We start from the raw sequence: 24,790 nt of genomic DNA, 5'->3' as shown, positions 1-24,790 counted from the left end.
CCGACACAGTTTAGGAAAAGCGCCAGCGCACCGCCAGCCTAATCTACATGGCCACCTCGACCTGGCCGGGCCCGGTGACCCGGGCTTTGACCACCCGTTGCGAATTCAGATTGCGCACGCGGATCTGCTCGCCCTGGCCGCCCTTGCTCAGGGCTTCGCCCGGCATGCGCACGCTGAGGCTGCCGCTGCGCGCGGTAATCACCACATGGTCGCCCTTGCGCACCACCTCGGCCTGCTCCAGGTGCTGCGGGGTGAGCACCTGGTCGATCACCGTGGAGCGCAGCATCTTCATGCCCACGGCCTGGTCCAGGTCGCTGAGAAAGCCCTGGGTCAGGGTGCCCACATCACGCTCGCGCAGGGCCACGTCGCCCTCGCCGATCACGTTGTCACGCCGCAGCGGGCGTGTGACCACCACCACCTCGCGAAACAGCTTCACGGTGGCCGGCACGAACAGCGTCCATGGCGCACTGCCATCGCAGCGCACCCGCACCGTCACCCGGCCCAGCGGCTGCGCCGGGCTTTCCAGCGAGGCATCGAGCTGCTGGCTGCACAGCGGCATGCGCAGGCGCGGGTCCAGCGGGCTGACCTGGATTTCATAGCGCCCCACGGTCTGGGTGGTGGCCAGGTAGTCCTCGACGGCGAATTCAAGAAACCCTTGGGTGACGCCGATAAGCTGTTCAGGCAAGGTAACCGCATCCGCCAGCGTGCGAGCGCCCGGTGCCAGCAGGCACAGCGCGGCGAGCGAGCCGCTCAGCAGGTGCGTCAGTCGTCGGAAAATTGTCGTTTTCATGTACATGGCGCTCAAAAAAGCAAAGCCCGTGCCGACTCGCTGTCAGAGTCGCTACTAAAAAGGCAGATACCAAAAGGAGTCAGGCATGGCGGGGGTAATGGATTCAGTCAACCAGCGCACTCAGCTGGTGGGGCAGAATCGCCTGGAACTGCTGCTTTTCCGCCTCAATGGCGAGCAGCTCTACGGCATCAACGTATTCAAGGTCCGCGAAGTGCTGCAGTGCCCGGAGCTGACCGTGCTGCCCAAGTCGCACCCGGTGGTGCGCGGCGTGGCCAACATTCGCGGGGCGACCATCCCGATCCTCGACCTGTCGATGGCCACCGGCTTGCCCGGGTTGAAGGAAGAGACGCGCAACAGCTTCGTGATCATCACCGAGTACAACACCAAGACCCAAGGCTTTCTGGTGCACTCGGTCGAGCGCATCGTCAACATGAACTGGGAAGAGATCCATCCGCCACCCAAGGGCACCGGCCGCGACCACTACCTGACCGCGGTCACCCGGGTGGACAACCGCATGGTCGAGATCATCGACGTGGAAAAGGTGCTGGCCGAGGTGGCGCCGTCGTCCGAGCAGGTGTCCGCCGGCGTGGTCGATGCCGAGGTGCAGGACAAGGCCGTGCTGCTGCGGGTGCTGACCGTGGATGATTCGTCGGTGGCGCGCAAGCAGGTCAGCCGCTGCCTGCAGACGGTGGGTGTGGAAGTGGTGGCGCTCAATGACGGCCGCCAGGCCCTGGACTACCTGCGCAAGCTGGTGGAGGAGGGCAAAAGGCCGGAAGAAGAGTTCCTGATGATGATCTCGGACATTGAAATGCCAGAAATGGACGGCTACACCCTCACTGCAGAGATACGCAGCGATCCGCGCATGCAAAAATTGCACATCTGCCTGCATACTTCCCTGTCCGGGGTGTTCAACCAGGCGATGGTCAAGAAGGTCGGAGCCGATGACTTCCTGGCCAAGTTCAAGCCGGACGACCTGGCCCAGCGCGTGGTCGACCGGATCAAGGCAACGCATTGAAGCAGCCGGGGGGCATGCTCCCGGCACCAGTGATTGAAAAGAGGCGGCAGTAGTGTCTACGGGTAATTTGGAGTTCGAACAGTTCCGGGTCTTCCTGGAGAAAGCCTGTGGGATCCTGCTGGGCGAGAATAAGCAATACCTGGTCTCCAGCCGTCTCAACAAGCTGATGGAGCAACAGGGCATCAAGAGCCTGGGCGAGCTGGTGCAGCGCATCCAGACGCAACCGCGTGGCGGCCTGCGCGAGCTGGTGGTCGACGCCATGACCACCAACGAGACGTTGTGGTTTCGCGATACCTACCCGTTCGAAGTGCTGAAGAACAAGGTGATCCCAGAGTTCATCAGGAACAACCCCGGCCAGCGCCTGCGCATGTGGTCGGCAGCGTGCTCGTCGGGCCAGGAGCCGTATTCCATTTCCATGGCCATCGACGAGTTCGAGCGCAGCAACCTGGGCCAGTTGAAAATGGGCGCGCAGATCGTTGCCACCGACCTCTCCGGCTCGATGCTCAACAACTGCAAGACCGGCGAGTACGACAGCCTGGCGATTGCCCGCGGGCTGTCCCAGGAGCGCCTGCAACGCTACTTCGACGTCAAGGAGCCGGGGCGCTGGGCGGTCAAGCCGGCGATTCGCAGCCGGGTCGAGTTCCGCTCGTTCAACCTGCTCGACAGTTATGCCGCGCTGGGCAAGTTCGACATCGTGTTCTGCCGCAACGTGCTGATCTACTTCTCGGCGCAGGTGAAGAAGGACATTCTGCTGCGCATCCACAGCACGCTGAAACCGGGTGGCTACCTGTTCCTCGGCGCGTCCGAGGCGCTCAACGGTTTGCCGGACCATTACCAGATGGTGCAGTGCAGCCCGGGGATCATCTACCAGGCCAAGTAAACCCAAGGGGCCGGCAGCGAAAGTTGCCGGCCTTTTTGTTTGCGCGCACTGGCTTCCCACAATTTCAAGGCCACCACCAAACCCTTGTGGGAGCCGGCTTGCCGGCGATGGGCCGCAAAGCGGCCCCTCTGACGTCAATTTTTTGTTTTGCCGCTTTTGCCACCCGGCAATTGCCGCTTTCCCCTCATCAGGCGGAAGCACTTTGCCGCTTTTCTGGCATCACGGCCGCCCCCGCATCCCTCGCCGCCCAGAAATTACGGCCTTTGTAAACCTTGGCACAGCACTTGCTATACCTAGGCCAACGACATTCCGGTCAACCTTCGAAGGTTTCCCCGACATGAGCATCAGCTTCGACAAGGCACTTGGTATCCACGAAAAAGCCCTGGGCTTTCGCGCCCAGCGTGCCGAGGTGCTGGCCAACAACATCGCCAACGCCGACACGCCCAACTACAAGGCGCGCGACATGGACTTCTCCTCGGTGCTCGCTGCCGAGAGCCAGAAGCAGCAGAGCGGGCGCTTCGCCATGGACCGCACCAACAGCCGGCACATCGAGGCCGAAGGCCTGGCGATGAACGACGAAAGCCTGCAGTACCGCACCCCGACGCAGCCGTCGATCGACCAGAACACCGTGGACGCGCAGATCGAGCAATCGAACTACACCGAAAACGCCATGGGTTTCCAGGCCAGCTTCACCTTGCTCAACAGTAAATTCAAAGGGCTGGTATCGGCCCTGCGCGGAGAATGACCATGTCCCTTTCCAGTGTTTTCAACATTGCCGGCAGCGGCATGAGCGCGCAGAACACCCGCCTCAACACCGTTGCCTCGAACATCGCCAACGCCGAAACCGTATCGTCGAGCATCGACCAGACCTACCGCGCGCGTCACCCGGTGTTCGCCACCACCTTCCAGAACGCCCAGGCCGGCGGCAGCCAGTCGCTGTTCGAAGACCAGGGCGAAGCGGGCCAGGGTGTGCAGGTCAAAGGCATCGTCGAAGACCAGAGCAACCTCGAGGCGCGCTACGAGCCTAACCACCCGGCGGCGAACAAGGACGGCTACGTCTATTACCCGAACGTCAACGTGGTCGAGGAAATGGCCGACATGATTTCCGCCAGCCGAGCGTTCCAGACCAACGCCGAGCTGATGAACACCGCCAAGAACATGATGCAGAAAGTCCTGACCCTGGGTCAGTGATAAGGAATCCAGACCATGGCAGTCGATAGCACCAGCGGTGTGAACCTCAACGATGTCCTGACGGCATCGGGTGTCGGTGGCACCACCAAGAAAACCGTCGATACCGCGTCCAAGACCGGTTCCGACGCGCTCGGCAAGGACGCGTTCCTGCAGCTGTTGGTTACCCAGATGCAGCACCAGAACCCGCTCGACCCGCAGGACAACAGCGAGTTCGTCGCCCAGCTTGCGCAGTTCAGCAGCCTTGAAGGCATCACCAACCTGAACGACTCGGTCACCAGCATCACCAATGCCATGGCCTCGTCCCAGGCGCTGCAGGCCTCGTCGCTGGTGGGGCGTTCGGTGGTGGTGCAGAACGACAAGGCAGTGGTCGACACCGCCGACAGCTTCAACGGCCAGTTCGTCGTGCCCCAGGCGATCAGCGAAGCGAAGGTCACCATCAAGGACAAGGACGGCAACACCGTCAAGACCATCGAGCTGGGCGAGCAGAAAGCCGGTTATGCCGACTTCATCTGGGATGGCACCAATGCCAAGGGCGAGAAGGTCGAGCCGGGCACCTACACCTTTGCCGCCAGCACCACCGTCGACGGCAAGGCCGTGCAGATGAACACCCTGCTGCCGGCCAAGGTGACCAGCGTCAGCTTCAACGCCACCGGCGAGATGGTGCTCAACCTCGCAGGTGTCGGCAAAGTGTCCCTCTCCGACGTACAAACCATTGGTATCTAAGGCCCGCTAGCGCGGCACAAGGAGCGAATTCATGTCTTTCAATATCGGCCTTAGCGGTCTGTACGCAGCCAACAAGCAACTGGACGTCACCGGCAACAACATCGCCAACGTCAACACCACCGGTTTCAAATCCTCGCGCGCCGAGTTCGCCGATGTCTACGCCGGCGCCAACCGCCTGGGCGTGGGCAAGAACCAGGTCGGCGCCGGCGTGCGCCTGGCTGCGGTTTCGCAGCAGTTCACCCAGGGTGACGTGGCCACCACCGGCAACGTGCTGGACATGGGTATCCAGGGCCAGGGCTTCTTCGTGCTGTCCGACAACGGCACGCGCGTCTACACCCGTGCCGGTGCCTTCCAGGCCGACAAGAACAACTTCGTGGTCACCTCCGACGGCCTGCGCCTGCAAGGCTACGCCGCCGACTCCAACGGCAAGATCCAGAAGGGCGTGCTGACCGACCTGAAGATCGACACCTCGGCGCTCAAGCCCAAGGCCACCACCCTGATCGACCAGGGCATCAACCTCAACTCCTCGGCCGGCGACATCCCGCTGACCGTCGATGACGGCACCGGCACCATGGTTCCGAACAAGGTGTTCGACCCCTCCGACGAAACCACCTACACCAAGTCGTTCCCGACCAAGGTGTATGACAGCCAGGGCAACGAGCACACCCTGGAGCAGTTCTACCGCAAGACCGACACCAACGAGTGGACCATGTACACCCTGGTCGACGGCCGCAACCCGTTCGACCCGTCGTCGACCACGCCACTGACCGGCACCATCAGCTTCAACAGCGATGGTTCGGTGAAGAGCATGTCGGCCGATGACACCGGCCACCCGGCAGGTTCGTCGTTCACCGTGACCAACAACACCTTCACCATGACCGGTTGGGTGCCCGCGGTTAAGGATTCGGCCGGCAACTGGGCAGGCAATGGCGCCACCGGCAATGCCGAGGGCATGAAGCTGTCGATGAACAGCACCACCTCCTACAACACCGAGACCGCGCGCATGTCGCAGTCCCAGGACGGCTATGCCACCGGTATCCTGTCGAGCCTGAGCATCGACTCCACCGGCGTCATGTTCGCCAGCTTCAGCAACCAACAGTCGCGCGCCATCGGCCAGGTGGCGCTGGCCGGCTTTGCCAACGAGCAGGGCCTGCAGCAGATTGGCGGTACCCGCTGGACCGAGACCTACAGCTCCGGCATCCCAGGCATCGATGCGCCGAAGACCGGTACCCTGGGCAGCGTCGAATCCAACGCCCTGGAAGGCTCCAACGTCAACCTGACCCAGGAGCTGGTCGAGCTGATCAAGGCGCAGAGCAACTACCAGGCGAACGCCAAGACCATCTCCACCGAAAGCACCATCATGCAGACCATCATCCAGATGACCTGATGGTCGCTGCTTGAGGGTGTGTGGCCGAACCCCTTTGTCATGAAGGGGTTCGTCGTTTTTGCCGGAGGCATCATGAAAAAGCTGCTGGTCGCATTGCTTGCTGCTTTTTGCCTGTACCAGGCGCAGGCGGGCACCGCGCCGTGGTGGCGCTGGGAAAGCCAGGTGGATGGGCGCCTGGTGTGCTCGCAGTGGTCGCCGGGGGAGGGCTGGAAGCGCTTTGCCGGGCCTTACAACAATGGTGGGTGCCGGGAGCGGTGAGGATGTACCGGCCCTATCGCCGGCAAGCCGGCTCCCATAGGGTCGGGGCCAGCCGCATACCTTGTGGGAGCCGGCTTGCCGGCGATAGGGCCACATTGCCGCCACCGGCAACCTCGCGCCGGATAACCGGCGTCCACTTCCCAGGCATCCCCCGCAAAAGCCCGTATTCACGGGCTTTTTCTCACTTTCTCAAAGTTGGTTCGGAACTTGCTTCAGTGCCTGCACAGCAGCGGCAAGCGGCAAGCGCTCGCCAGTGCAGCGGAGGATGACTGTGGACAAGATGCTTTACGTGGCCATGACCGGCGCCAGCCAGAACGCGCTGGCGCAGAAGGCCCACGCCAACAACCTGGCGAACATTTCCACCAACGGCTTCCAGCGCGACCTGGAGCAGGCGCGCTCGATGCCGGTGTTCGGTGACAGCTTTCCGTCGCGGGCCTTTGCCATGACCGAGCGCCCGGCCACCGACTTCAGCGAAGGGCCGATGGTCGAGACCGGGCGTGACCTGGACGTGGCCGTGGCCGGGCAGGGCTTCATCGCCGTGCAGGCCCCCGATGGCAGCGAAGCCTACGTGCGTACCGGCAGCCTGAACATCGATGCCCTCGGCGTGCTGCGCGCCGGCAACGGCATGCCGGTGATCGGCAACGGCGGCCCGATCGCCATTCCGCCCGAGCAGAAAGTCGAAGTTGGCGAAGACGGCACCATCAGCATCCGCTCCATGGGCGAAGACCCACGGGTGATGGCCGAAGTCGACCGCATCAAGCTGGTCAACCCCGACACCAAGGGCATGACCAAGGGCCTGGATGGGCTGATCCACACCGCCAACGGCCAGCCAGCGGCGGCCGACGTCAACGTGCGGGTGGTTTCGGGCTTTCTGGAAGGCAGCAACGTCAACGCCGTGGAAGAAATGACCTCGGTACTGGCGCTGTCCCGCCAATTCGAACTGCACGTGAAGATGATGAACGCGGCCAAGGAAGGCGACGAAGCCATGGCGCGTGTTTTGCAACTCGGCTAACCACACTTGAACGGGTGCCGTAAAACAGGCGCACGAGGAGAAAACTGATGCTTCCGGCTCTTTGGGTCGCTAAAACCGGCCTGTCCGCCCAGGACACCAACCTCACGGTCATTTCCAACAACCTGGCCAACGTTTCCACCACCGGCTTCAAGCGTGACCGCGCCGAGTTCCAGGACCTGCTGTACCAGATCAAGCGCCAGCCAGGTGCCCAGTCGACCCAGGACAGCGAACTGCCGTCGGGCCTGCAGGTCGGTACCGGTGTGCGCATCGTCGGCACCCAGAAGAACTTCCAGACCGGCAGCCTGCAGACCACCGAGAATCCGCTGGACATGGCCGTCAACGGCCGCGGCTTCTTCCAGGTGCTGCAGCCGGACGGCACTGTCTCGTACACCCGTGACGGTACCTTCCACCTGAACTCCGACGGCCAGATCGTCACCGCCAACGGCTTCGCCCTGGAGCCTGCGATCGTGGTGCCGAACGACGCCCAGACCTTCACCGTCGGCCAGGACGGCACCGTTTCGATCACCACCGCCGGCAACCCGGCTGCGCAGGTCATCGGTAACATCCAGACCGCCGACTTCATCAACCCGGCCGGCCTGCAGGCCATTGGCGAGAACCTGTTCCTGGAAACCGCCGCCAGCGGCGCGCCACAGGTCGGTACCCCGGGCCTCAACGGCTTCGGCACCACCCTGCAGCAGACCTTGGAAAACTCCAACGTCAGCACCGTCGAAGAGCTGGTGAACATGATCACCACCCAGCGTGCCTACGAGATGAACTCCAAGGTCATTTCCACCGCCGACCAGATGCTGTCGTTCGTTACCCAGCAGCTCTAAGCCCTAGTCACCGTTACACCGTGAGGTAATGCGTCATGAAGCGTTCGTTGTCTGTCTTCGCCCTGGGGGGGGCGGTGTTGCTGGCTGGTTGCGTCGCGCCGACGCCCAAGCCCAACGACCCGTACTACGCGCCGGTTCTGCCGCGCACCCCGTTGCCGGCGGCGGCCAACAACGGTTCGATCTACCAGGCCGGCTTCGAGCAGGGCCTGTACACCGACCGCAAGGCCTTCCGGGTCGGTGACATCATTACCATCACGCTCAACGAGCGAACCTCGGCGAGCAAGAACGCCGGCTCGCAGATCCAGAAGAACAGCAAGGCAGACATCGGCCTGACCTCGCTGTTCGGCACCACGCCGAACACCAACAACCCGTTCGGCAGTGGCGACCTGAGCCTGGAAGCCGGCTACAGCGGTGACCGCACCACCAAGGGCGACAGCAAGGCGACCCAAGGCAACACCCTGACCGGTTCGATCACCGTCACCGTCGCCGAAGTGCTGCCCAACGGCATCATCGCCGTGCGCGGCGAAAAATGGCTGACCCTGAACACCGGCGAAGAGCTGGTGCGCATCGCCGGCCTGATACGTGCCGACGACATCGCCACCGACAACACCGTGCCCTCGACCCGTGTGGCCGATGCACGCATCACCTATTCGGGCACCGGCTCGTTCGCCGATGCCAGCCAGCCGGGTTGGCTCGATCGCTTCTTCATCAGCCCGCTCTGGCCTTTCTGAGTACGGATGAACATGTTCAACCTTAGGCAGCTGATTGCCGCAACCTTGCTCCTGTCCTGCGCGTTCGCTGCCCATGCCGAGCGCCTGAAGGACATCGCCAGCATTTCCGGCGTGCGTTCCAACCAGTTGATCGGTTACGGCCTGGTGGTGGGGCTCAACGGCACGGGTGACCAGACCACCCAGACGCCGTTCACCCTGCAGACCTTCAACAACATGCTGTCGCAGTTCGGCATCAAGGTACCGCCGGGCTCGGGCAACGTGCAGCTCAAGAACGTCGCCGCGGTGTCGGTGCATGCCGACCTGCCGGCCTTCGCCAAGCCGGGCCAGGTGGTGGACATCACCGTCTCCTCGATCGGCAACTCCAAGAGCCTGCGCGGCGGCAGCCTGCTGATGACCCCGCTCAAGGGTATCGACGGCAACGTCTATGCGATCGCCCAAGGCAACCTGGTGGTCGGCGGCTTCGATGCCGAAGGCCGTGACGGCTCGAAGATCACCGTCAACGTTCCGTCGGCCGGCCGCATCCCGGGCGGCGCCTCGGTCGAGCGTGCGGTGCCGAGCGGTTTCAACCAGGGCAATACCCTGACCCTGAACCTCAACCGCCCCGACTTCACCACCGCCAAGCGCATCGTCGACAAGGTCAACGAACTGCTCGGCCCAGGTGTGGCCCAGGCCGTGGACGGCGGTTCGGTGCGCGTCAGTGCGCCGATGGACCCGAGCCAGCGCGTCGACTACCTGTCGATCCTGGAAAACCTCGAGATCGACCCGGGCCAGGCCGTGGCCAAGGTCATTATCAATTCGCGCACCGGCACCATCGTCATTGGCCAGAACGTCAAGGTCTCGCCGGCGGCGGTGACCCATGGCAGCCTCACCGTGACCATCACCGAAGACCCGATCGTCAGCCAGCCGGGGCCGTTCTCCAATGGCCAGACCGCCGTGGTGCCGCGCTCGCGGGTCAATGCCGAGCAGGAAGCCAAGCCGATGTTCAAGTTCGGCCCGGGCACCACGCTGGATGAAATCGTCCGTGCGGTGAACCAGGTGGGCGCAGCGCCCGGCGACCTGATGGCCATCCTCGAAGCCCTGAAGCAGGCCGGCGCCTTGCAAGCCGACCTGATCGTGATCTGAGGACGCTGGCGATGAACTCCAAGAGCCTGGTCTCCAGCACCGCCGACAGCGGCGCCTACACCGACCTCAATCGCCTGAGCTCGCTCAAGCACGGTGACCGCGACAGCGATGCCAACGTGCGCAAGGTGGCCCAGGAATTCGAGTCGCTGTTCATCAGCGAGATGCTCAAGGCCTCGCGCAAGGCCAGCGATGTGCTGGCCGACGACAACCCGATGAACACCGAGACGGTCAAGCAGTACCGCGACATGTACGACCAGCAGCTGGCCGTGAGCATGTCCCGCGAGGGCGGCGGTATCGGCCTGCAGGATGTGCTGGTGCGCCAGCTGTCCAAGCACAAGCCGGCGCCGGCCAACACCAGCCCGTTCCCGCGCATCGAGGGCAATGCCCCGACGCTGTGGGGCAACAAGGTCGCAGAGCCTGCGCACGCGGCCCAATCGGCTGCGCGCAACGACGTGGCTGCGCTCAATTCGCGGCGCCTGGCCTTGCCGAGCAAGCTCACCGACCGCCTGCTGGCCGGCATCGTGCCGTCTGCAGGCGGCACGGCCGCAGCCACCAATACCGCCGCCGTGCCGGTGCGTGACGGCCAGCAGGTGGCCAGGGCCGTGGCGGTGCCAGACAACGGCCTGCGCATCACCGGCCGCGCCGTGGCCCAGCCGCCTTTGGCGCCGAAGAAAGCCTTTGCCGACAGCGATGAATTCGTCGCCACCATGCTGCCGATGGCCGAACAGGCCGCCAAGCGCATCGGTGTCGACCCACGTTACCTGGTGGCCCAGGCGGCGCTGGAAACCGGCTGGGGCAAGTCGGTGATGCGCAACAGCGACGGCAGCAGCAGCCACAACCTGTTCGGCATCAAGGCCACCGGCAACTGGCAAGGCGATTCGGCGCGGGCGATCACCAGCGAGTTTCGCGATGGCCAGTTCGTCAAGGAAACGGCGGCGTTCCGTTCCTACGATTCCTACCAGGACAGTTTCCACGACCTGGTCAGCCTGCTGCAGAACAATTCGCGCTATCAAGATGCGGTGAAGTCGGCCGATAAGCCAGAACAGTTCGTGCAAGAGTTGCAGAAGGCCGGGTACGCCACCGACCCGAATTACGCCAGCAAGATCTCGCAGATCGCAAGACAGATGAAGTCGTACGAGCAATACGCAGCGCTCGGTACCACAACGAAACTTTAAGGGCATGGAACCATGGCGAGTCTGATCAACATTGGTATGTCGGGGCTTGGCGCCGCGCAGTCGGGGATGTACACCCTCGGTAACAACATCGCCAACGCCGACGTCGAGAGCTACTCGCGCCAGCAGAACGTGCAGAAGACCAAGGGCGGCCAGCAGGTCGGCCAGGTCTTCATGGGCAGCGGCACCACGCTGGCCGACGTGCGCCGGGTGTACAACTCGTTCCTCGAGAACCAGCTGCGCACCACCACCTCGCTGAGCAGCGATGCCTCCTCCTACCTGGACCAGATCTCGCCGCTGGACACCGCCCTGTCGAGCAGCGACACCGGCATCACCGCCGCCCTGCAGAGCTTCTTCAGCGCCATGCAGGACGCTGCGGCCAAGCCCACCGAAGACGCCTCGCGCCAGCTGCTGCTGACCAGCGCGCAGTCGCTGAGCAAGCGCTTCAATACCCTGGCTGCGCAGCTCAACCAGCAGAACAGCAACATCAACAGCAACATGACGTCGCTGGCCGACCAGGTGAACAACCTGACCAAGACCATCGCCGACCTCAATGACCAGATTTCCCGCGTCAGCGCCATCTCCGGCCAGCCCAACGACCTGCTCGACCAGCGCGACGGCGCCGTGCGCGAGCTCAACAAGCTGGTCGGCGCCGACGTGGTCGAGCGCGATGGCAACTACGACATCTACCTGAAGAACGGCCAGTCGCTGGTGCTCGGCAAGACCACCCAGACCCTGGGCGTGGCGCCGAGCGCCACCGACCCGACGCGCTTGAGCCTGATCCTCAACCGCGGCTCGACCAAGATGGACATCACCAACAGCACCACCGGTGGTGAGCTCGGCGGCCTGATCCGCTACCGCAAGGAAACCCTCGACCCCGCGCTCAACGAGCTGGGCCGCGTGGCCCTGGTGGTGGCCGATGCCATCAACAGCCAGCTGGCCCAGGGCATCGACAAGAACGGTGACTTTGGCGCCACGCTGTTCGGCGACATCAACAGCCTCAAGGCCATCAGCGAGCGCAGCGTCGCCAAGCAGGGCAACAGCGCCGGCTCCGGCAACCTCGATGTGACCATCAAGGACACCGGTAAGCTGAGCACCAGCGACTACCAGGTGACCTTCACCAGCGCCACCGGCTACAACGTGCGCAAGCTGCCAGAAGGCACCGACATGGGCAGCTTCGACCTCAGCGACAACCCGCCACCGGTGATCGACGGCTTCACCCTGTCGCTCAATGGCGGCGGCCTGAGCGCCGGTGACAGCTTCAAGGTCACCCCCACGCGCAATGCCGCGGCCAACATCGACACCGTGCTCACCGACCCCAAGCGCCTGGCCCTGGCCTCGCCCCTGACCGCCAGCAATGGCGCGGGCAACAAGGGCACCGGCGTGATCACCCAGCCGAACCTGACCTCCAAGCTGGACATCTACGATGCCGCCCAGCGCACCCAGCTGCAGAACGGCCTGAAGTACTCGACGCCGGTCAAGCTGGTGTTCGGTGACGAAACCACCTCGCCCCAGGCGTACAAGATGTACGACGCCAAGGGCACCGAGATCGGCAGCGGCACCATCGTCCCCGGCCAGGAAAACAAGCTGCAGCTGTCGGTGCCGATGGTCGACGGCAATGGCAACTCGCTGGGTGGCAACTTCACCTTCGAGATGAGCGTTTCCGGCGCGCCGAAAAATGGCGACAGCTACACCGTGGCGCTGACCGGCGCAGGCTCGGCGGACAACCGCAACGGCCAGTCGGTGATCGACCTGCAGACCAAGCCCACCGTCGATGTCGGCGCCAATGGCAAGGGCATCAGCTTCACCGATGCCTACGCCAAGCTGGTCTCCAACGTCGGCGGCAAGGCCGGCCAGGCCGAGATGGACAGCGATGCCACCACGGCGCTGCACACCTCGGCGCTGGAAAGCCGCAACAACCTGTCGGGCGTGTCGATCGATGAAGAGACTGGCAACCTGATCAAGTTCCAGCAGTACTACACCGCGTCGTCGCAGATCATCAAGGCGGCCCAGGAAACCTTCGCCACCCTGATCAACAGTCTTTAAGGAGCCGTAGATCGTGAGCGTACGCATCTCTACTTCGCAGTTCTACAACACCAACCAGGCCAACTATCAGAAGAACTTCGCCAACACGGTGAAGACCCAGCAAGAGGCCAGCGACGGCATTCGCGTGCGCTCGGCCAAGGACGACCCGGTCGGCGCGGCGCGCCTGCTGCAGCTGGAGCAGCAGCAGAACATGCTCAAGCAGTACAACGGCAATATCGTCAATGTGCGCAATGCGCTGGGCACCGCCGAAAGTACCTTGAACGCGATCGGCACCATCTTGCAGCGGGTCAATGAGCTGGCGGTCAGTTCGGGCAACGCCTCGTTCACCGACTCCGACCGCAAGGCCAATGCCGATGAGCTGGCATCGCTGGAAGACCAGCTGTTCTCGCTGATGAACAGCAAGGATGAGAACGGCAAATACATCTTCTCCGGGTCCAAGGGTGACACCCCGCCCTACGTGCGCAATGCCGACGGTACCTATAGCTACCAGGGCGACCAGGGCAAGCTGAACCTTCAGGTCGGTGACATGCTCACCCTGGCCGCCAACGAAACCGGCTACGACGCGTTCGAGCAGGCGCTCAACACCAGCCGCAGCGAGACCAAGCTGACCGCACCGGCCACCGACGATGGCCGCGTCAGCCTGTCCAATGGCCAGGTCTCGGGCAGCTCGCTCTACAACGACCGCTTCCGCAGTGGCGAACCCTACAAGATCGAGTTCATCAGCAGCACCGAATTCAAGATCACCGATGCCAACAACAATGACGTGACCCTGGAAGCCAGCCAGGGTGGCAAGTTCGACCCCACCAAGGCGAACAATTCGATCAGTTTCCGGGGTGTCGATCTGCGCCTGGATATCGCTTACAAGGATGGCGACAAGGGCAATGAAGACGCCGTGATCGCCGGCCACACCTTCACCTTGAGCTCCAAGGCCGACGAGGTTCAGGGCAGCCGCAGCCCCGGCAACACCTCTTCGGAGCAGGTAACGGGCGCCACCATTACCGACCAGGACGCCTACAAGGCAGCATTCCCGTCCGGCGGCGCCGTGCTCAAGTTCACCGGCACCAACACCTTTGAACTGTATGCCTCGCCCGTCAATGCCGACAGCCGCCCAGTGGCCTCCGGCACGCTGGGCGGGCCTAACGGCACGACGGCTACCGCCGCAGGTGTCAGCTTCGAGCTGTCGGGCGCGCCGGCTGCGGGTGACTCGTTTTCGGTCAAGGTCGACACCCACCAGACCCAGAATGTGCTCGACACCATCAGCAAGCTGCGCACTGCGCTGAACACGCCACAAGACAACGACCCGGCGGCCAAGCAGAACTTCCTGGCCTCGCTGGATTCGGCCATCGGCAACGTCGCCAGTGCGATGAACCAGGTATCGTCTTCGGTGAGCGCCATTGGTGGCCGTGGCCAGGCGCTGGATGTGCAGGCCGAGACCAATGAAGCGCTGGGTACCGAAAATACCAAGACCCAGAGCTCGATCCGCGAGAGTGACCCGGCGGAGGTCATGGTGCGCCTGCAGATGCAGACCAACATGCTGCAGGCTTCGTTGCAGGCGTATGCCAAGGTCGCCGGGTTGTCGCTGGTGAACTACATCTGATTGTTCGCAGCATTCAAGGCTCGAGATGAAGCCGGCAGCGCTCGATGAAGCCTGCCGGTCGAGCCTTGGTTCGATGGCCTCGTCAACCGCCTGCTTTTGCCTATCCCTCCAAGGTCGTCACCGTGACTGAGCAACCTCTCGTCAGCATCGCCATCCCTGCTTACAACGCCGAGTTCTTGCGCGGCACGCTGGCCAGTGCTCTCGCCCAGGATTACCCCAACCTGGAAATCGTCATTTGCGACGACAGCGCGGATGGCCAGATCGAGGCAATCTGCCTGGCGATGGCCAAGGATGCACCGGTGCCAGTGCGCTACCTGCGCAATCCGCTACGGCTTGGGTTTGCCCGCAACCTGCAGGCTTGCCTGGAGCAGGCGCATGGCGAACTGGTCAAGTTCCTGTGCGATGACGACTTGCTGCTCGACAGTTGCGTCAGCCGGCAGGCCAAGGTCCTGTGCCAATGGCCGCAGGTCAGCATGGTCATCGCCCAGCGCCTGATCTGTTCCGCCGATGACATCCTGTTGCCGTCCAGGGCGCTCAACAGTGTGATCTCACCCATGAGCGCAGTACTGGTCGGCACCGACCTGCTGGCCAGTATCGCCGACAATGCGCCCAACCTGTTTGGCGGGCTGAGCCATGCGTTGTTCCGTCGCGAACAGGTTAAGGAGTTTCTGGCGCAACTGGTGCTCGATGGGCAAGGCTTCGCCGCACGCCTGGACCTGGCCTTGTACGCCTGCCTGTTGCGTCGGGGGCACCTGGCGAGCCTTGAGCAGGTGCTGAGTATTGAACGCCTGCATGCCGGGCGGCTGAGCCACCACGTCAGCATGACCGAGGCCTACAAGGTCGAAACCCAGTGGCTGCAGCAGATGTTGGCGGCACGCACCGGCGAATCGGCGCCTGCCAACGGTTGGGTGCGCTACCTGCCACTGAATGCCTACACCGCCGAGCCCGATCAGGTCTGGGAAGAGTTCGATATCCGGCGTTTCTACGCCGGGCAGGTGGCCAACTTCATCCAGCAGGTGGGCAGTCACGCGCTGAGCTTTTCCGAGCTGTACAGCGAGTGGCTGGAGTGCCGAAACCTCTCTGCCGGCCAGCTGCGCTTGCTGCCCAAGCGCATCGAGCAGTGGCCCGTGCAGCCTCGTATCGTGCCGATCGTGTTGTGCCAGCCGGGCGATGAACAGGCGCTGCGGGCCACCCTGGACAGCCTGGCCGTACAGTCCTACGCCGCTGCTGGGGTGCAGGTGCTTGCCCCGCCAGGCTTCGATGGGGTGAATGCCCCAGGGGTGCAGTACCGGGCGTTGAGTGGCAGTGGCTATGGGCAGCTCAATCAATGGCTGGCCAACCCGGGCGTTGCTGACTGGATCCTGTTGCTGCGCGCCGGTGACCGTTTGCAGGCGCATGCGCTGGTGATCATGGCCGAACGCATGGCGCTGCGCACCGAGAGCCTGTGCCTCTACACCGACGAGGACGCTTTCGACAACCTCGCGCCGGCCAACCCGATCTTCAAGCCGGGCTTCAACCTCGACCTGATGCGCAGCGTGCCTTATGTGGGGCGGATGCTGGCGTTCGATCGTTCGGCGTTGCAGGCGCTCGGTGGTTTCGATGTCCAATTCGAGCATCTGGCGCCACACGACCTGCTCTGGCGGATGGTAGAGGCCCATGGCCTGCACGTGGTGGAGCACATTGCCGAGGTGCTGGTGCATTGCCAATACGGCTACGCCGACTGGCTTCAGGCGCCTGCCGGGCAGCTGGAGGCGCCGCGGGTGGTCGAGGCGCACCTGCGGCGCCTGGGGGTCGATGCCACGGTGCAAGGGGCCGGTAATGGCCTGGTATCGCGCGTGACCTATCAGCATGACGAGGCGGCGAGTGTATCGATCCTGATCCCTGCAGGCAGCCACTTGCAGGCACTCAGGCGTTGCGTCGAGTCGTTGCTCGAACACACCGACTACAGCCAGTTCGAAGTGCTGGTGATCGCGGATGGGCAAGAGCCCGCCGACGTCGCTGGCTGGCTCTCGGCGATGCGTGGCCTGGAAGGTGACCAGTTGCGCATTGTCGACGTGCAGGCGCAGGGCAGGGCTGCGGTGCTCAACCTGGGCAGCCAACAGGCGCGTGGCGACTACCTGTTGCTGCTCGACCCCAGCTGTGCATTTTTCGAAAAGCCGTGGCTGAGCCAGTTGATGAGCCAGGCGCAGCGGCCTGAAGTCGGGGTCGTGGGGCCGATGCTCTGCGCAGGCGATGGCAAAATCGTTTCGGCCGGCTTGGTGCTTGGCCTGAACAATGGCACGGCAGGCACGCCGTTCCTGGGGGCCAAGCTGGGCGCCGAGGGTTACATGGGCCGCCTGCGCCTGGTGCAGAACTGGAGTGCGCTGAGTGCCGACTGCATGGTGGTGCGCCGCGAGCTCTTCGCTGAGCTGCAGGGGCTGGACTGCAACACCCTGCAAGCCTCGCTGTTCGATGCCGATTTCTGCCTGCGCGCGCGGGAGAAAGGCTACCTGGTGGTATGGACGCCATTTTCTCGGGTGGCCAAGCTGTCGGGGGCAATCGCCGAGGCCGTTTCGGAAGAGGCGTTGCTGGCCGACAAGGATGTGTTCCACGACCGCTGGCTGGCGCGCGTGGCACGTGACCCGGCGTACAACGACAACCTCAGCCTGAGGCTTGCCAATTTCAACCTCGAACCTGGCCTGCGCACCGGCTGGGATCCGTTCATCGACCGGGCGATGCCCTCTGTACTGGCCTTGCCGACCAACACCACGGCGATCGGGCACTATCGGGTCATCCAGCCGTTCAACGAGCTGGAGCGCGCTGGCTGGATCCAGGGGCGCATCAACCATACGACCCCAGGGGTGATCGAGCTCAGCCGGGAAAAACCCGATGTGATGATCCTGCAGTGTCGCTACACGCCGACCAATCTCAAGGAAATGGCGCGTTTCAAGCGCTTTTCCAATGCCCGGCGAATCTACGAGCTGGACGACTACATCATCGAGCCGCCGAAGAAGAACGACCATGCCCGCAACCTGCCGCGCAACATTGGCGAGCTGGTTGCCCAGGGCATCGCCTTGTGCGACCGCGTGGTGTGCTCCACCGAGCCGCTGGCCGATGCCCTGTCGCACATGCACCACGATATTCGCGTGGTGCCCAACATGTTGTCGGCGCAGCTGTGGTCAGGCATTTCCAGCCAGCGCCAGACCAGCGTGCGGCCTCGTGTGGGCTGGGCGGGCGGCACCAGCCATCGGGGCGACCTGGAGCTGCTATTGGAGGTGGTGAAGACGCTAGCCGACCAGGTGGACTGGGTGTTCTTTGGCATGTGCCCGGCCGCCTTGCAGCCCTACGTCAAGGAATTCCACCCGGCAATCTCGATGGCGGACTACCCGCGCAAGCTGGCCAGCCTGAACCTGGACCTGGCATTGGCGCCGCTGGAGCAGAATCTGTTCAACGACTGCAAGAGCAACCTGCGCTTGCTCGAATACGGCGCCTGTGGTTTCCCGGTGATCTGCACCGATACCAAGGCCTATGCCGGTTACTTGCCGTGCACGCGGGTCAAGCACAACACCACCGAGCAGTGGCTCGCGGCAATCCGCATGCACCTCGATGACCCCCAGGCCAGCTATCGCCAGGGTGATGCGTTGCGTGAAGTGGTGATGCGTGACTACCTGCTGACACCCCACCACCTGCAGCACTGGGCCAATGCCTGGTTGGCTGACTGAAACATGACGCCCGGTTTTGCCGGGCATTGACACGATATCTTGAGAGGACGCTATGGCCGAAGTCGCCACTGCACTGGGCAATGAGGTAACTGTCATCTTGCTGGAGCCGGGTGAGGACGCTTGCCGAGCCCGCGCTCAGCACTACTATCAACAGGCTGGCGTTGCTTGCCTGGCGCTGGATCCACTGCCAGCCGACGGTGCAGGTCAGGCGTGCCATGCGGCTTTGCAACAGCAGCTGGAGGTGGTGCGCACGCCTTTCGTGGTGCTGACACTGCAGACCGATTTCGTCCTGGCGCCGGCGTTGCAGGTTGCGGCGAGCAGGCTGCACCAGCAGCCCCAGGCAATTGCGGCGCAGGGGCATGCATTGGGCTTTGTGGTGGATAACGCGCGCGTGCGTTATCACAAGCTGGGTGCGGCGTTACCGCCTTTGGCCGGTGATGACGCGCTGGCGCGCCTGCGTCAATACGGCCAGGCCGAACGCCAGGCGTGGCGGGCGGTGATCCGCGTGCCTGCGTTGCAGGCGGTGCTGGCTTCGATGCCGGTGGCGGCGGACCTTGCAGCGCTGCGCCTGGGCCTGTCCTATGCGCTGCTGGCCCAGGGGGCCGTCATTGCGCTCGAACAGACCGATGTGTTGTGTGCCTGCACCCAGGATGTGGCGAGCCCCGCCGCGCGCAATGAGCAGCTGAACCAGGCCTTGCGCGCCTTGCGCCTGTGGGATGACGAGCATCAGGCGCTGTGTGCCGGCGATGAGGGCTTTGCAGTGCTCAACCGTTTTGTGCACGGCACCTATGGCCAGGGTGACAGCCCCTTGCTGTTCACCTCGGTCTGGGGCAGCGTCATCGATGACCCCAAGCGTGTGTTCGAGCCCACTCAGTATGTCGAGTTGCCCTACTACAATGGGGCCGTGTTTGCGCAGCTGACCGCGCTGGAATTCCTCTGCCACGCTTGGCCGGCAGGGGAGACCCAGCACCAGGCCCTGGAGGGCAGCTGGGTCCGTCAGTGGCATCTGACCCGCTCCTACCCCAACGACACCACCGAAAGCCGGCAGTTGCGCTATTGGCAAGCGTTGGGGCTGGGGTTGTTCGATCCGGCCATCTGCCGGATGTTGCTGGAGACACTCACGGCGCCATCCGATACCCATCGGGTGCGGGAGCTGAACGATTGGCTGGCTCGCCTGGCACAGGTGCCGGGTGTCGATCGGCAACCGCGCCTGCAGGCAACCGAGTCCGGGCGGCTGCTCGCCGGGCTGGAAGCTGCCACGCCGGATGCCGCCGCGCGCCGACGGGTCGTGGAGCAGCTGGCCCGGCAGCGGCCAGGGCAAGTTGCGTTCGTGGTGCTCGACCTGGGTGACGATAACGTGCGCTTGCAGGCGACTTTCGACAGCCTGCTTGAAAGCGGCGTGCGCGATTTCAAGCTCATCGTGCTCAAGGGCGGCAGGCCGCCGGCCATTACCACCGTGCGCGACACCTTGCACTTCATCCAGGTCAACCAGGACAACTGGGTGGGGCATCTCAACCAGATCGTGCGCCAGCTTTCCAGCGAATGGCTGATGTTGCTGCAGGCCGGTGACGAACTGCTGGCAGGCGGCTTGTTGCACCTGCTCACGGAGCTGTCGCAAGCGCCGGCCTGTCAGGCGGTCTGTGCCAATGAAATTCAGCGTGACCAGGAAGGCTGCCTGCATGCCGTGCAGCGTCCGGGCGCCGACCTGAACCTGCTGCGCGGCCAGGCCGGGTTGATGTCTCGCCACTGGCTGCTGCGGCGCCAGGCAGTGCTTGACCTCGGTGGCTACAGCGAGTCGTATCGTCAGGCGCTTGAACTGGACCTGTTGCTGCGGCTCGTCGAGGCGCAGGGGGTCGGCAGCCTTGCGCATCTGGATGATTATCTGGTGATCGGCGAGCAGGTGGACGCCGCGCAGGGCGAAGAGCATGGCAAGGTACTCAACCGCCATCTCGGCCAGCTCGGCTACCGTGCCCAGATCAAGCAGCAAGATGGCGGCTTGTCGATCGACTATCGCCATGCCGCCACGCCGCTGGTGAGTATCCTGGTGGCCAGTGAGGGCGATCAAGGGCGCCTGGAAGCTTGCCTGAACAGCGTTTTGCAGCGCACCCGCTACCCGCGTTTCGAGGTGCTGGTGGTGTGCGCCGAGGCACAAAAGCCGGGCTTGCAGCAGTGGAGCGGCCGAGTGCGGCTGATCACCGGCGAGGCGGGCGTGCCGCGCAGCGCGTGGCTTAACCAGGCCGCCAGCGAGGCGCGGGGTGAATACCTGATATTGCTGTCCGAGCGTTCCCAGGTGATTACCCCGGCATGGATCGAAGCGTTGCTCAATGAAGCGCTGCGTCCAGAGGTGGGGGTGGTGGGTGCGTTGCTCGAGGATGCCGACGGTGGCGTGCTGCATGCCGGCTACGCGTTGCAGGCGGGGCCGCAGGTGGCGGCGCCGTGGCAGGGGCTGTCGGCCAGTGGCCGCGCCAGGGCGCGCTGGCCGCAAGCGGTTCGCAGCTGTGCGGCGGTGTCTGCCGACTGCCTGATGGTGCGCAAGGAGGTCTTTGAGCACTGTGCAGGCCTGCAGTTGCACGACGCTGCGGACATCGAGCTGTGCCTTGCCGCCAGCCAAGCAGGGCAGCTGGTTGTGTGGACGCCGCAAGCGCAACTGCTGACGCAGGCTGCAGCGGCGCATGATGCACAGCTGCTGGCCGAGCTGCAGGCGCGCTGGCCGGCAGCGTTCGCTGCACAGGCCAATTCGGCGCCTTCGTTGGCCTGGCTGTCTTCGGTCTGACGGCGAGCGAGGCAGTTTATTGACGGGCACTGTCACCAGGCGGTGCCCGTTTCCTCGCTTACCCGGTTGCAAGCCCTCTCTGCGCGGCCCTCGCGCCAGCACACCCTTCGCTACCTTGGCTGATCATCGCTTTGCATGGGCGGTGGAATTGGCAATCTTTTTGCTACGTAAGCAGCAAATTGCTGAATTGGTCAGTATTTTGTCTGCCCGTCTCAGGGCGGCGGCCTCTCAAGGTAAGTCGACAATGAAAACAGTCATCCTGGCCGGTGGCCTGGGTACCCGTATCAGCGAGGAGTCGCATCTTCGTCCTAAGCCCATGATCGAAATCGGCGGCAAGCCGATCATCTGGCACATCATGAAGATCTACTCCCATTACGGAATCAACGATTTCGTGATCTGCCTGGGCTACAAGGGCTACGTGATCAAGGAGTACTTCGCCAACTACTTCCTGCACATGTCCGATGTGACGTTCGATATGTCGGAAAACCGCATGCATATCCACAACCGCAACGCCGAGCCTTGGCGCGTGACGCTTGTGGATACCGGTGAAAACACCGCAACGGGCGGTCGCATCAAGCGCGTGCGTGACTATGTCGGTGACGAGACGTTCTGCCTTACCTACGGCGATGGCGTGGCCAACGTCCATCTCCCGTCGCTGCTCGACTTCCACAAGCACCACGGCAAGCTGGCCACGGTGACCGCCGTGCAGCCGCCCGGTCGCTACGGTGCGCTGGATGTGCGTGGCGAACAGGTCCATGGCTTCCAGGAAAAACCGCTCGGCGACGGTGGCTGGATCAACGGCGGTTTCTTCGTGCTTGAACCGGGCATCTTCGACTACATCGAGGGTGACGACAGCACCTGGGAATATGAGCCGATGCGCGCGTTGGCGCAGAGCGGTCAGCTGATGAGCCATGTCCACAGAGGTTTCTGGCAGGCCATGGATACCTTGCGCGACCGCAGCTACCTGGAAGAGCGCTGGAAGTCGGGAGAGGCGCAATGGCGGGTATGGCCGTAAGCGCTGGCTTCTGGCGCGGGCGCCGGGTTTTTTTGACCGGCCACAGCGGCTTCAAGGGCGGCTGGCTGGCGATGTGGCTCAGCGAGCTGGGGGCCGAGGTATACGGCTATTCGCTCGCGCCTGCAAGCGCGCCGGCACTCTTCGACAGTGCCGGCCTGGCGTCGTGCGTGGCGGGTGAGTTTGCCGATATTCGCGATGCCGAGCACCTGCAGCAGAGCCTGGCGGCATTTCGCCCTGAACTGGTTTTGCACTTGGCAGCGCAGCCGTTGGTGCGTGAGTCCTACCGCAGCCCGGCGCAAACCTACGCAACCAATGTCACCGGTACCCTCAACCTGCTGGAGGCGGTGCGCAGCTGCGCGAGCGTGCGTGCCGTGCTGGTGGTGACCACCGACAAATGCTACGAGAACCGCGAATGGCTCTGGCCTTATCGCGAGCAAGACGCCCTGGGTGGCCATGACCCTTACAGCAGCAGCAAAGCCTGTGTGGAGTTGCTGTGCGCTTCGTGGCGCGAGTCGTTCTTTCGCGAGGCAGGCGTTGCCTTGGCAACTGCCCGTGCCGGCAATGTGATTGGTGGCGGTGACTGGTCGGCTGACCGGCTGCTGCCCGATATTTTGTGCGCCTGGGACAACGAGCAGTTGCTGACCCTGCGTTACCCGGATGCGGTGCGCCCCTGGCAGCACGTGCTGGACCCGCTGCGGGGCTACCTGATGTTGGCCCAGGCGTTGCTCGAGCAGGGCCAGGCCATGGCCCAGGCCTGGAACTTCGGGCCGGACAGTGAAGGCACGGCAACGGTTGGTGAGGTGGTTCAAGCCATGTCGCAGCTGTGGCCTGGCCGAGCGCGCTGGGCGGTCGAAGCGCACGCGCAGCCGCATGAGGCAGGGCTGCTCACCCTCGATTCATCCAAGGCGCGCACGCTTTTGAACTGGCGCCCGCGCTGGGGCCTGCACCAGGCCTTGCAGCGAACCCTCGAATGGCACCATGCCTGGCGCGATGGCCAGGACATGCAGCAATACAGTCGCGCGCAGATCGCGGCTCATGAAGGCGAAAACCAATGACTGATCAAACGGCGCAGCAGTTGCGCCAGCAAATTGCCGAGCTCGTGGAGCGTTACGCTGCACTTGAACTGACCCCGCCGGCGTTCGTGCCTGGCCAGCACCCCGTGCCGCCTTCGGGCAAGGTCATCGGTGCGCCTGAGCTGCAGGCCATGACCGAAGCGGTGCTCGACGGCTGGTTGACCACCGGGCGCTTCAACCAGGCATTCGAGAAGCGCCTGGCCCGCTACCTGGGGCGCCGTGGTGTGCTGACCGCCAACTCCGGATCCTCGGCCAACCTGCTGGCGTTTTCCGCACTCACATCGCCGCGCCTGGGCGACCGCGCCATACGCAAAGGTGATGAAGTCATCGGCGTAGCGGCGGGCTTCCCGACCACGGTCAATCCGATCCTGCAGTTCGGTGCGGTGCCGGTGTTCGTCGATATCGAGATGGGCACCTACAACATCGACCCGACCTTGATCGAGGCGGCAATCAGCCCCCGTACCAAGGCCATCATGCTGGCCCATACGCTCGGTAATCCGTTCAACCTCAAGGTGGTTCGCGAGCTGTGCGATCGCTATGGCCTGTGGTTGATCGAGGACTGCTGCGACGCATTGGGTGCGACCTACGACGGCCGTCAGGTCGGCAGCTTCGGCGACCTGGGTACCTTAAGCTTCTACCCGGCGCATCACATCACCATGGGCGAGGGCGGGGCGGTGTTCACCGACTCGCCACTGCTCAAGCGCCTGGTCGAGTCGTTCCGCGACTGGGGCCGTGACTGCTACTGCGGCCCGGGCGAAGACAATACCTGCAGCAAGCGCTTCTGCTGGCAGCTAGGCGATCTGCCGCAGGGCTATGACCACAAGTACACCTACTCGCACCTGGGCTACAACCTGAAGATCACCGACATGCAGGCGGCCTGCGCGCTGGCGCAGATGGACCGCGTGGATGATTTCATCGCCGCCCGCAAGCGCAACTTCGCCTGGCTCAGCGATCGGCTGGGCAACTGTGTCGAGCAGCTGGTGCTGCCTCAGGCAACGCCGAACAGCGAGCCTTCCTGGTTCGGTTTTCCGCTGACCTTGCGCGATGGCTGTGGTGTCGAGCGCCTGGACCTGCTGCGCCACCTGGATGCACAGAACGTCGGTACACGCCTGTTGTTCGCCGGCAACCTCACGCGTCAGCCCTACATGAAGGATCAGCCATATCGGGTGGCGAGCGACTTGAGCGTGACCGACAAGGTCATGAAGGACACGTTCTGGATCGGCCTGTGGCCAGGGCTGGGCGAGGCTCACCTGGAGCACGCGGCCAGCAGCATCGAACACTACGTGCGCAGGCTACGTTGATGCGCAGTTTCCAACAGCCCAGCGGCTTGGCCGTGGGCGCTGCTTTCATTCAGGTCGGTATATAGCCCATGGCCAGCCGCAAGATGCCGCCACTGCATCAGGTGTCACCGCGCCCTTACTACATCCTTGCGCCGGAGTATCGCAGGAGTTCGGCAGGTATTCGGGTGATG

At 63.7% G+C, this 24,790-nt stretch carries 20 protein-coding genes; 19 read left to right on the top strand and 1 reads right to left on the bottom strand.

Going from position 1 to position 24,790, the window contains the following annotated elements:
- Window positions 1-43: 43 nt before the first annotated feature.
- A complete protein-coding gene (gene flgA, locus L6D75_RS07645; protein WP_176515798.1) occupies window positions 44-796 on the bottom strand; it encodes a flagellar basal body P-ring formation chaperone FlgA in 753 nt (250 codons plus the stop codon).
- A 79-nt stretch (window positions 797-875) separates the two neighbouring features.
- On the opposite strand from flgA, the gene L6D75_RS07640 reads away from it, so the two are divergent.
- The 19 genes from L6D75_RS07640 to rfbH all read left to right on the top strand — a co-directional run bounded on the left by L6D75_RS07640 (window position 876) and on the right by rfbH (window position 24,620).
- The gene (locus L6D75_RS07640; protein ID WP_176515800.1) at window positions 876-1,805 is read left to right on the top strand and encodes a chemotaxis protein CheV; all 930 of its coding nucleotides are present in this window, start codon (window positions 876-878) and stop codon (window positions 1,803-1,805) included.
- A 52-nt stretch (window positions 1,806-1,857) separates the two neighbouring features.
- On the top strand, window positions 1,858-2,685 hold the full coding sequence (gene cheR, locus L6D75_RS07635) for a protein-glutamate O-methyltransferase CheR (protein WP_176515802.1): 828 nt from the start codon (window positions 1,858-1,860) through the stop codon (window positions 2,683-2,685).
- Between the two features lie 337 nt (window positions 2,686-3,022).
- Window positions 3,023-3,430, top strand: a complete 408-nt coding sequence (flgB, locus tag L6D75_RS07630) for a flagellar basal body rod protein FlgB (RefSeq protein WP_176515804.1) — start codon at window positions 3,023-3,025, stop codon at window positions 3,428-3,430.
- A 2-nt stretch (window positions 3,431-3,432) separates the two neighbouring features.
- The gene (gene flgC / locus L6D75_RS07625) at window positions 3,433-3,876 is read left to right on the top strand and encodes a flagellar basal body rod protein FlgC (RefSeq protein WP_176515806.1); all 444 of its coding nucleotides are present in this window, start codon (window positions 3,433-3,435) and stop codon (window positions 3,874-3,876) included.
- 15 nt (window positions 3,877-3,891) lie between these two features.
- A complete protein-coding gene (flgD, locus tag L6D75_RS07620; RefSeq protein ID WP_176515808.1) occupies window positions 3,892-4,599 on the top strand; it encodes a flagellar hook assembly protein FlgD in 708 nt (235 codons plus the stop codon).
- 31 nt (window positions 4,600-4,630) lie between these two features.
- The gene (flgE, locus tag L6D75_RS07615; protein ID WP_176515810.1) at window positions 4,631-5,986 is read left to right on the top strand and encodes a flagellar hook protein FlgE; all 1,356 of its coding nucleotides are present in this window, start codon (window positions 4,631-4,633) and stop codon (window positions 5,984-5,986) included.
- Between the two features lie 72 nt (window positions 5,987-6,058).
- Window positions 6,059-6,244: a hypothetical protein gene (locus L6D75_RS07610; protein WP_176515812.1), complete on the top strand. Its 186-nt coding sequence runs from the start codon at window positions 6,059-6,061 to the stop codon at window positions 6,242-6,244.
- A 271-nt stretch (window positions 6,245-6,515) separates the two neighbouring features.
- Window positions 6,516-7,256 (top strand): flagellar basal-body rod protein FlgF, encoded by a 741-nt coding sequence (gene flgF / locus L6D75_RS07605; protein WP_176513079.1) that lies wholly within the window; start codon window positions 6,516-6,518, stop codon window positions 7,254-7,256.
- Between the two features lie 47 nt (window positions 7,257-7,303).
- Window positions 7,304-8,089 carry a flagellar basal-body rod protein FlgG gene (gene flgG, locus L6D75_RS07600; protein WP_054900084.1) on the top strand — a complete coding sequence of 262 codons (786 nt, stop codon included), beginning with the start codon at window positions 7,304-7,306 and terminating at the stop codon, window positions 8,087-8,089.
- A 35-nt stretch (window positions 8,090-8,124) separates the two neighbouring features.
- A complete protein-coding gene (gene flgH, locus L6D75_RS07595; RefSeq protein ID WP_176513081.1) occupies window positions 8,125-8,820 on the top strand; it encodes a flagellar basal body L-ring protein FlgH in 696 nt (231 codons plus the stop codon).
- 12 nt (window positions 8,821-8,832) lie between these two features.
- Window positions 8,833-9,942, top strand: coding sequence for a flagellar basal body P-ring protein FlgI (locus L6D75_RS07590; RefSeq protein ID WP_176513083.1), 1,110 nt, complete (start codon window positions 8,833-8,835; stop codon window positions 9,940-9,942).
- A gap of 11 nt (window positions 9,943-9,953) precedes the next feature.
- Window positions 9,954-11,117, top strand: a complete 1,164-nt coding sequence (flgJ, locus tag L6D75_RS07585; RefSeq protein WP_176513085.1) for a flagellar assembly peptidoglycan hydrolase FlgJ — start codon at window positions 9,954-9,956, stop codon at window positions 11,115-11,117.
- Between the two features lie 12 nt (window positions 11,118-11,129).
- Entirely contained in the window at window positions 11,130-13,160 is a 2,031-nt protein-coding gene (flgK, locus tag L6D75_RS07580; RefSeq protein WP_176513087.1) for a flagellar hook-associated protein FlgK, read from the top strand.
- Between the two features lie 13 nt (window positions 13,161-13,173).
- Window positions 13,174-14,757: a flagellar hook-associated protein 3 gene (locus L6D75_RS07575; protein WP_176513089.1), complete on the top strand. Its 1,584-nt coding sequence runs from the start codon at window positions 13,174-13,176 to the stop codon at window positions 14,755-14,757.
- 122 nt (window positions 14,758-14,879) lie between these two features.
- Complete coding sequence (locus tag L6D75_RS07570) at window positions 14,880-18,458, top strand: glycosyltransferase (protein ID WP_176513091.1); 3,579 nt, start codon at window positions 14,880-14,882, stop codon at window positions 18,456-18,458.
- Window positions 18,459-18,510: 52 nt separating this feature from the next.
- On the top strand, window positions 18,511-21,231 hold the full coding sequence (locus L6D75_RS07565) for a glycosyltransferase (RefSeq protein WP_176513092.1): 2,721 nt from the start codon (window positions 18,511-18,513) through the stop codon (window positions 21,229-21,231).
- A 244-nt stretch (window positions 21,232-21,475) separates the two neighbouring features.
- Complete coding sequence (gene rfbF, locus L6D75_RS07560; RefSeq protein ID WP_176513094.1) at window positions 21,476-22,246, top strand: glucose-1-phosphate cytidylyltransferase; 771 nt, start codon at window positions 21,476-21,478, stop codon at window positions 22,244-22,246.
- Entirely contained in the window at window positions 22,228-23,301 is a 1,074-nt protein-coding gene (gene rfbG / locus L6D75_RS07555) for a CDP-glucose 4,6-dehydratase (protein ID WP_219824855.1), read from the top strand. The genes rfbF and rfbG overlap by 19 nt, the downstream gene beginning before the upstream one ends.
- A complete protein-coding gene (gene rfbH / locus L6D75_RS07550) occupies window positions 23,298-24,620 on the top strand; it encodes a lipopolysaccharide biosynthesis protein RfbH (protein ID WP_176513098.1) in 1,323 nt (440 codons plus the stop codon). The genes rfbG and rfbH overlap by 4 nt, the downstream gene beginning before the upstream one ends.
- Window positions 24,621-24,790: the final 170 nt, after the last annotated feature.

The organism is Pseudomonas faucium, from assembly GCF_021602585.1.
Lineage (GTDB): Bacteria > Pseudomonadota > Gammaproteobacteria > Pseudomonadales > Pseudomonadaceae > Aquipseudomonas > Aquipseudomonas faucium.
Note: the sequence above shows the minus strand (reverse complement) of the source record. Positions and strands in the feature narration are given on the sequence as shown.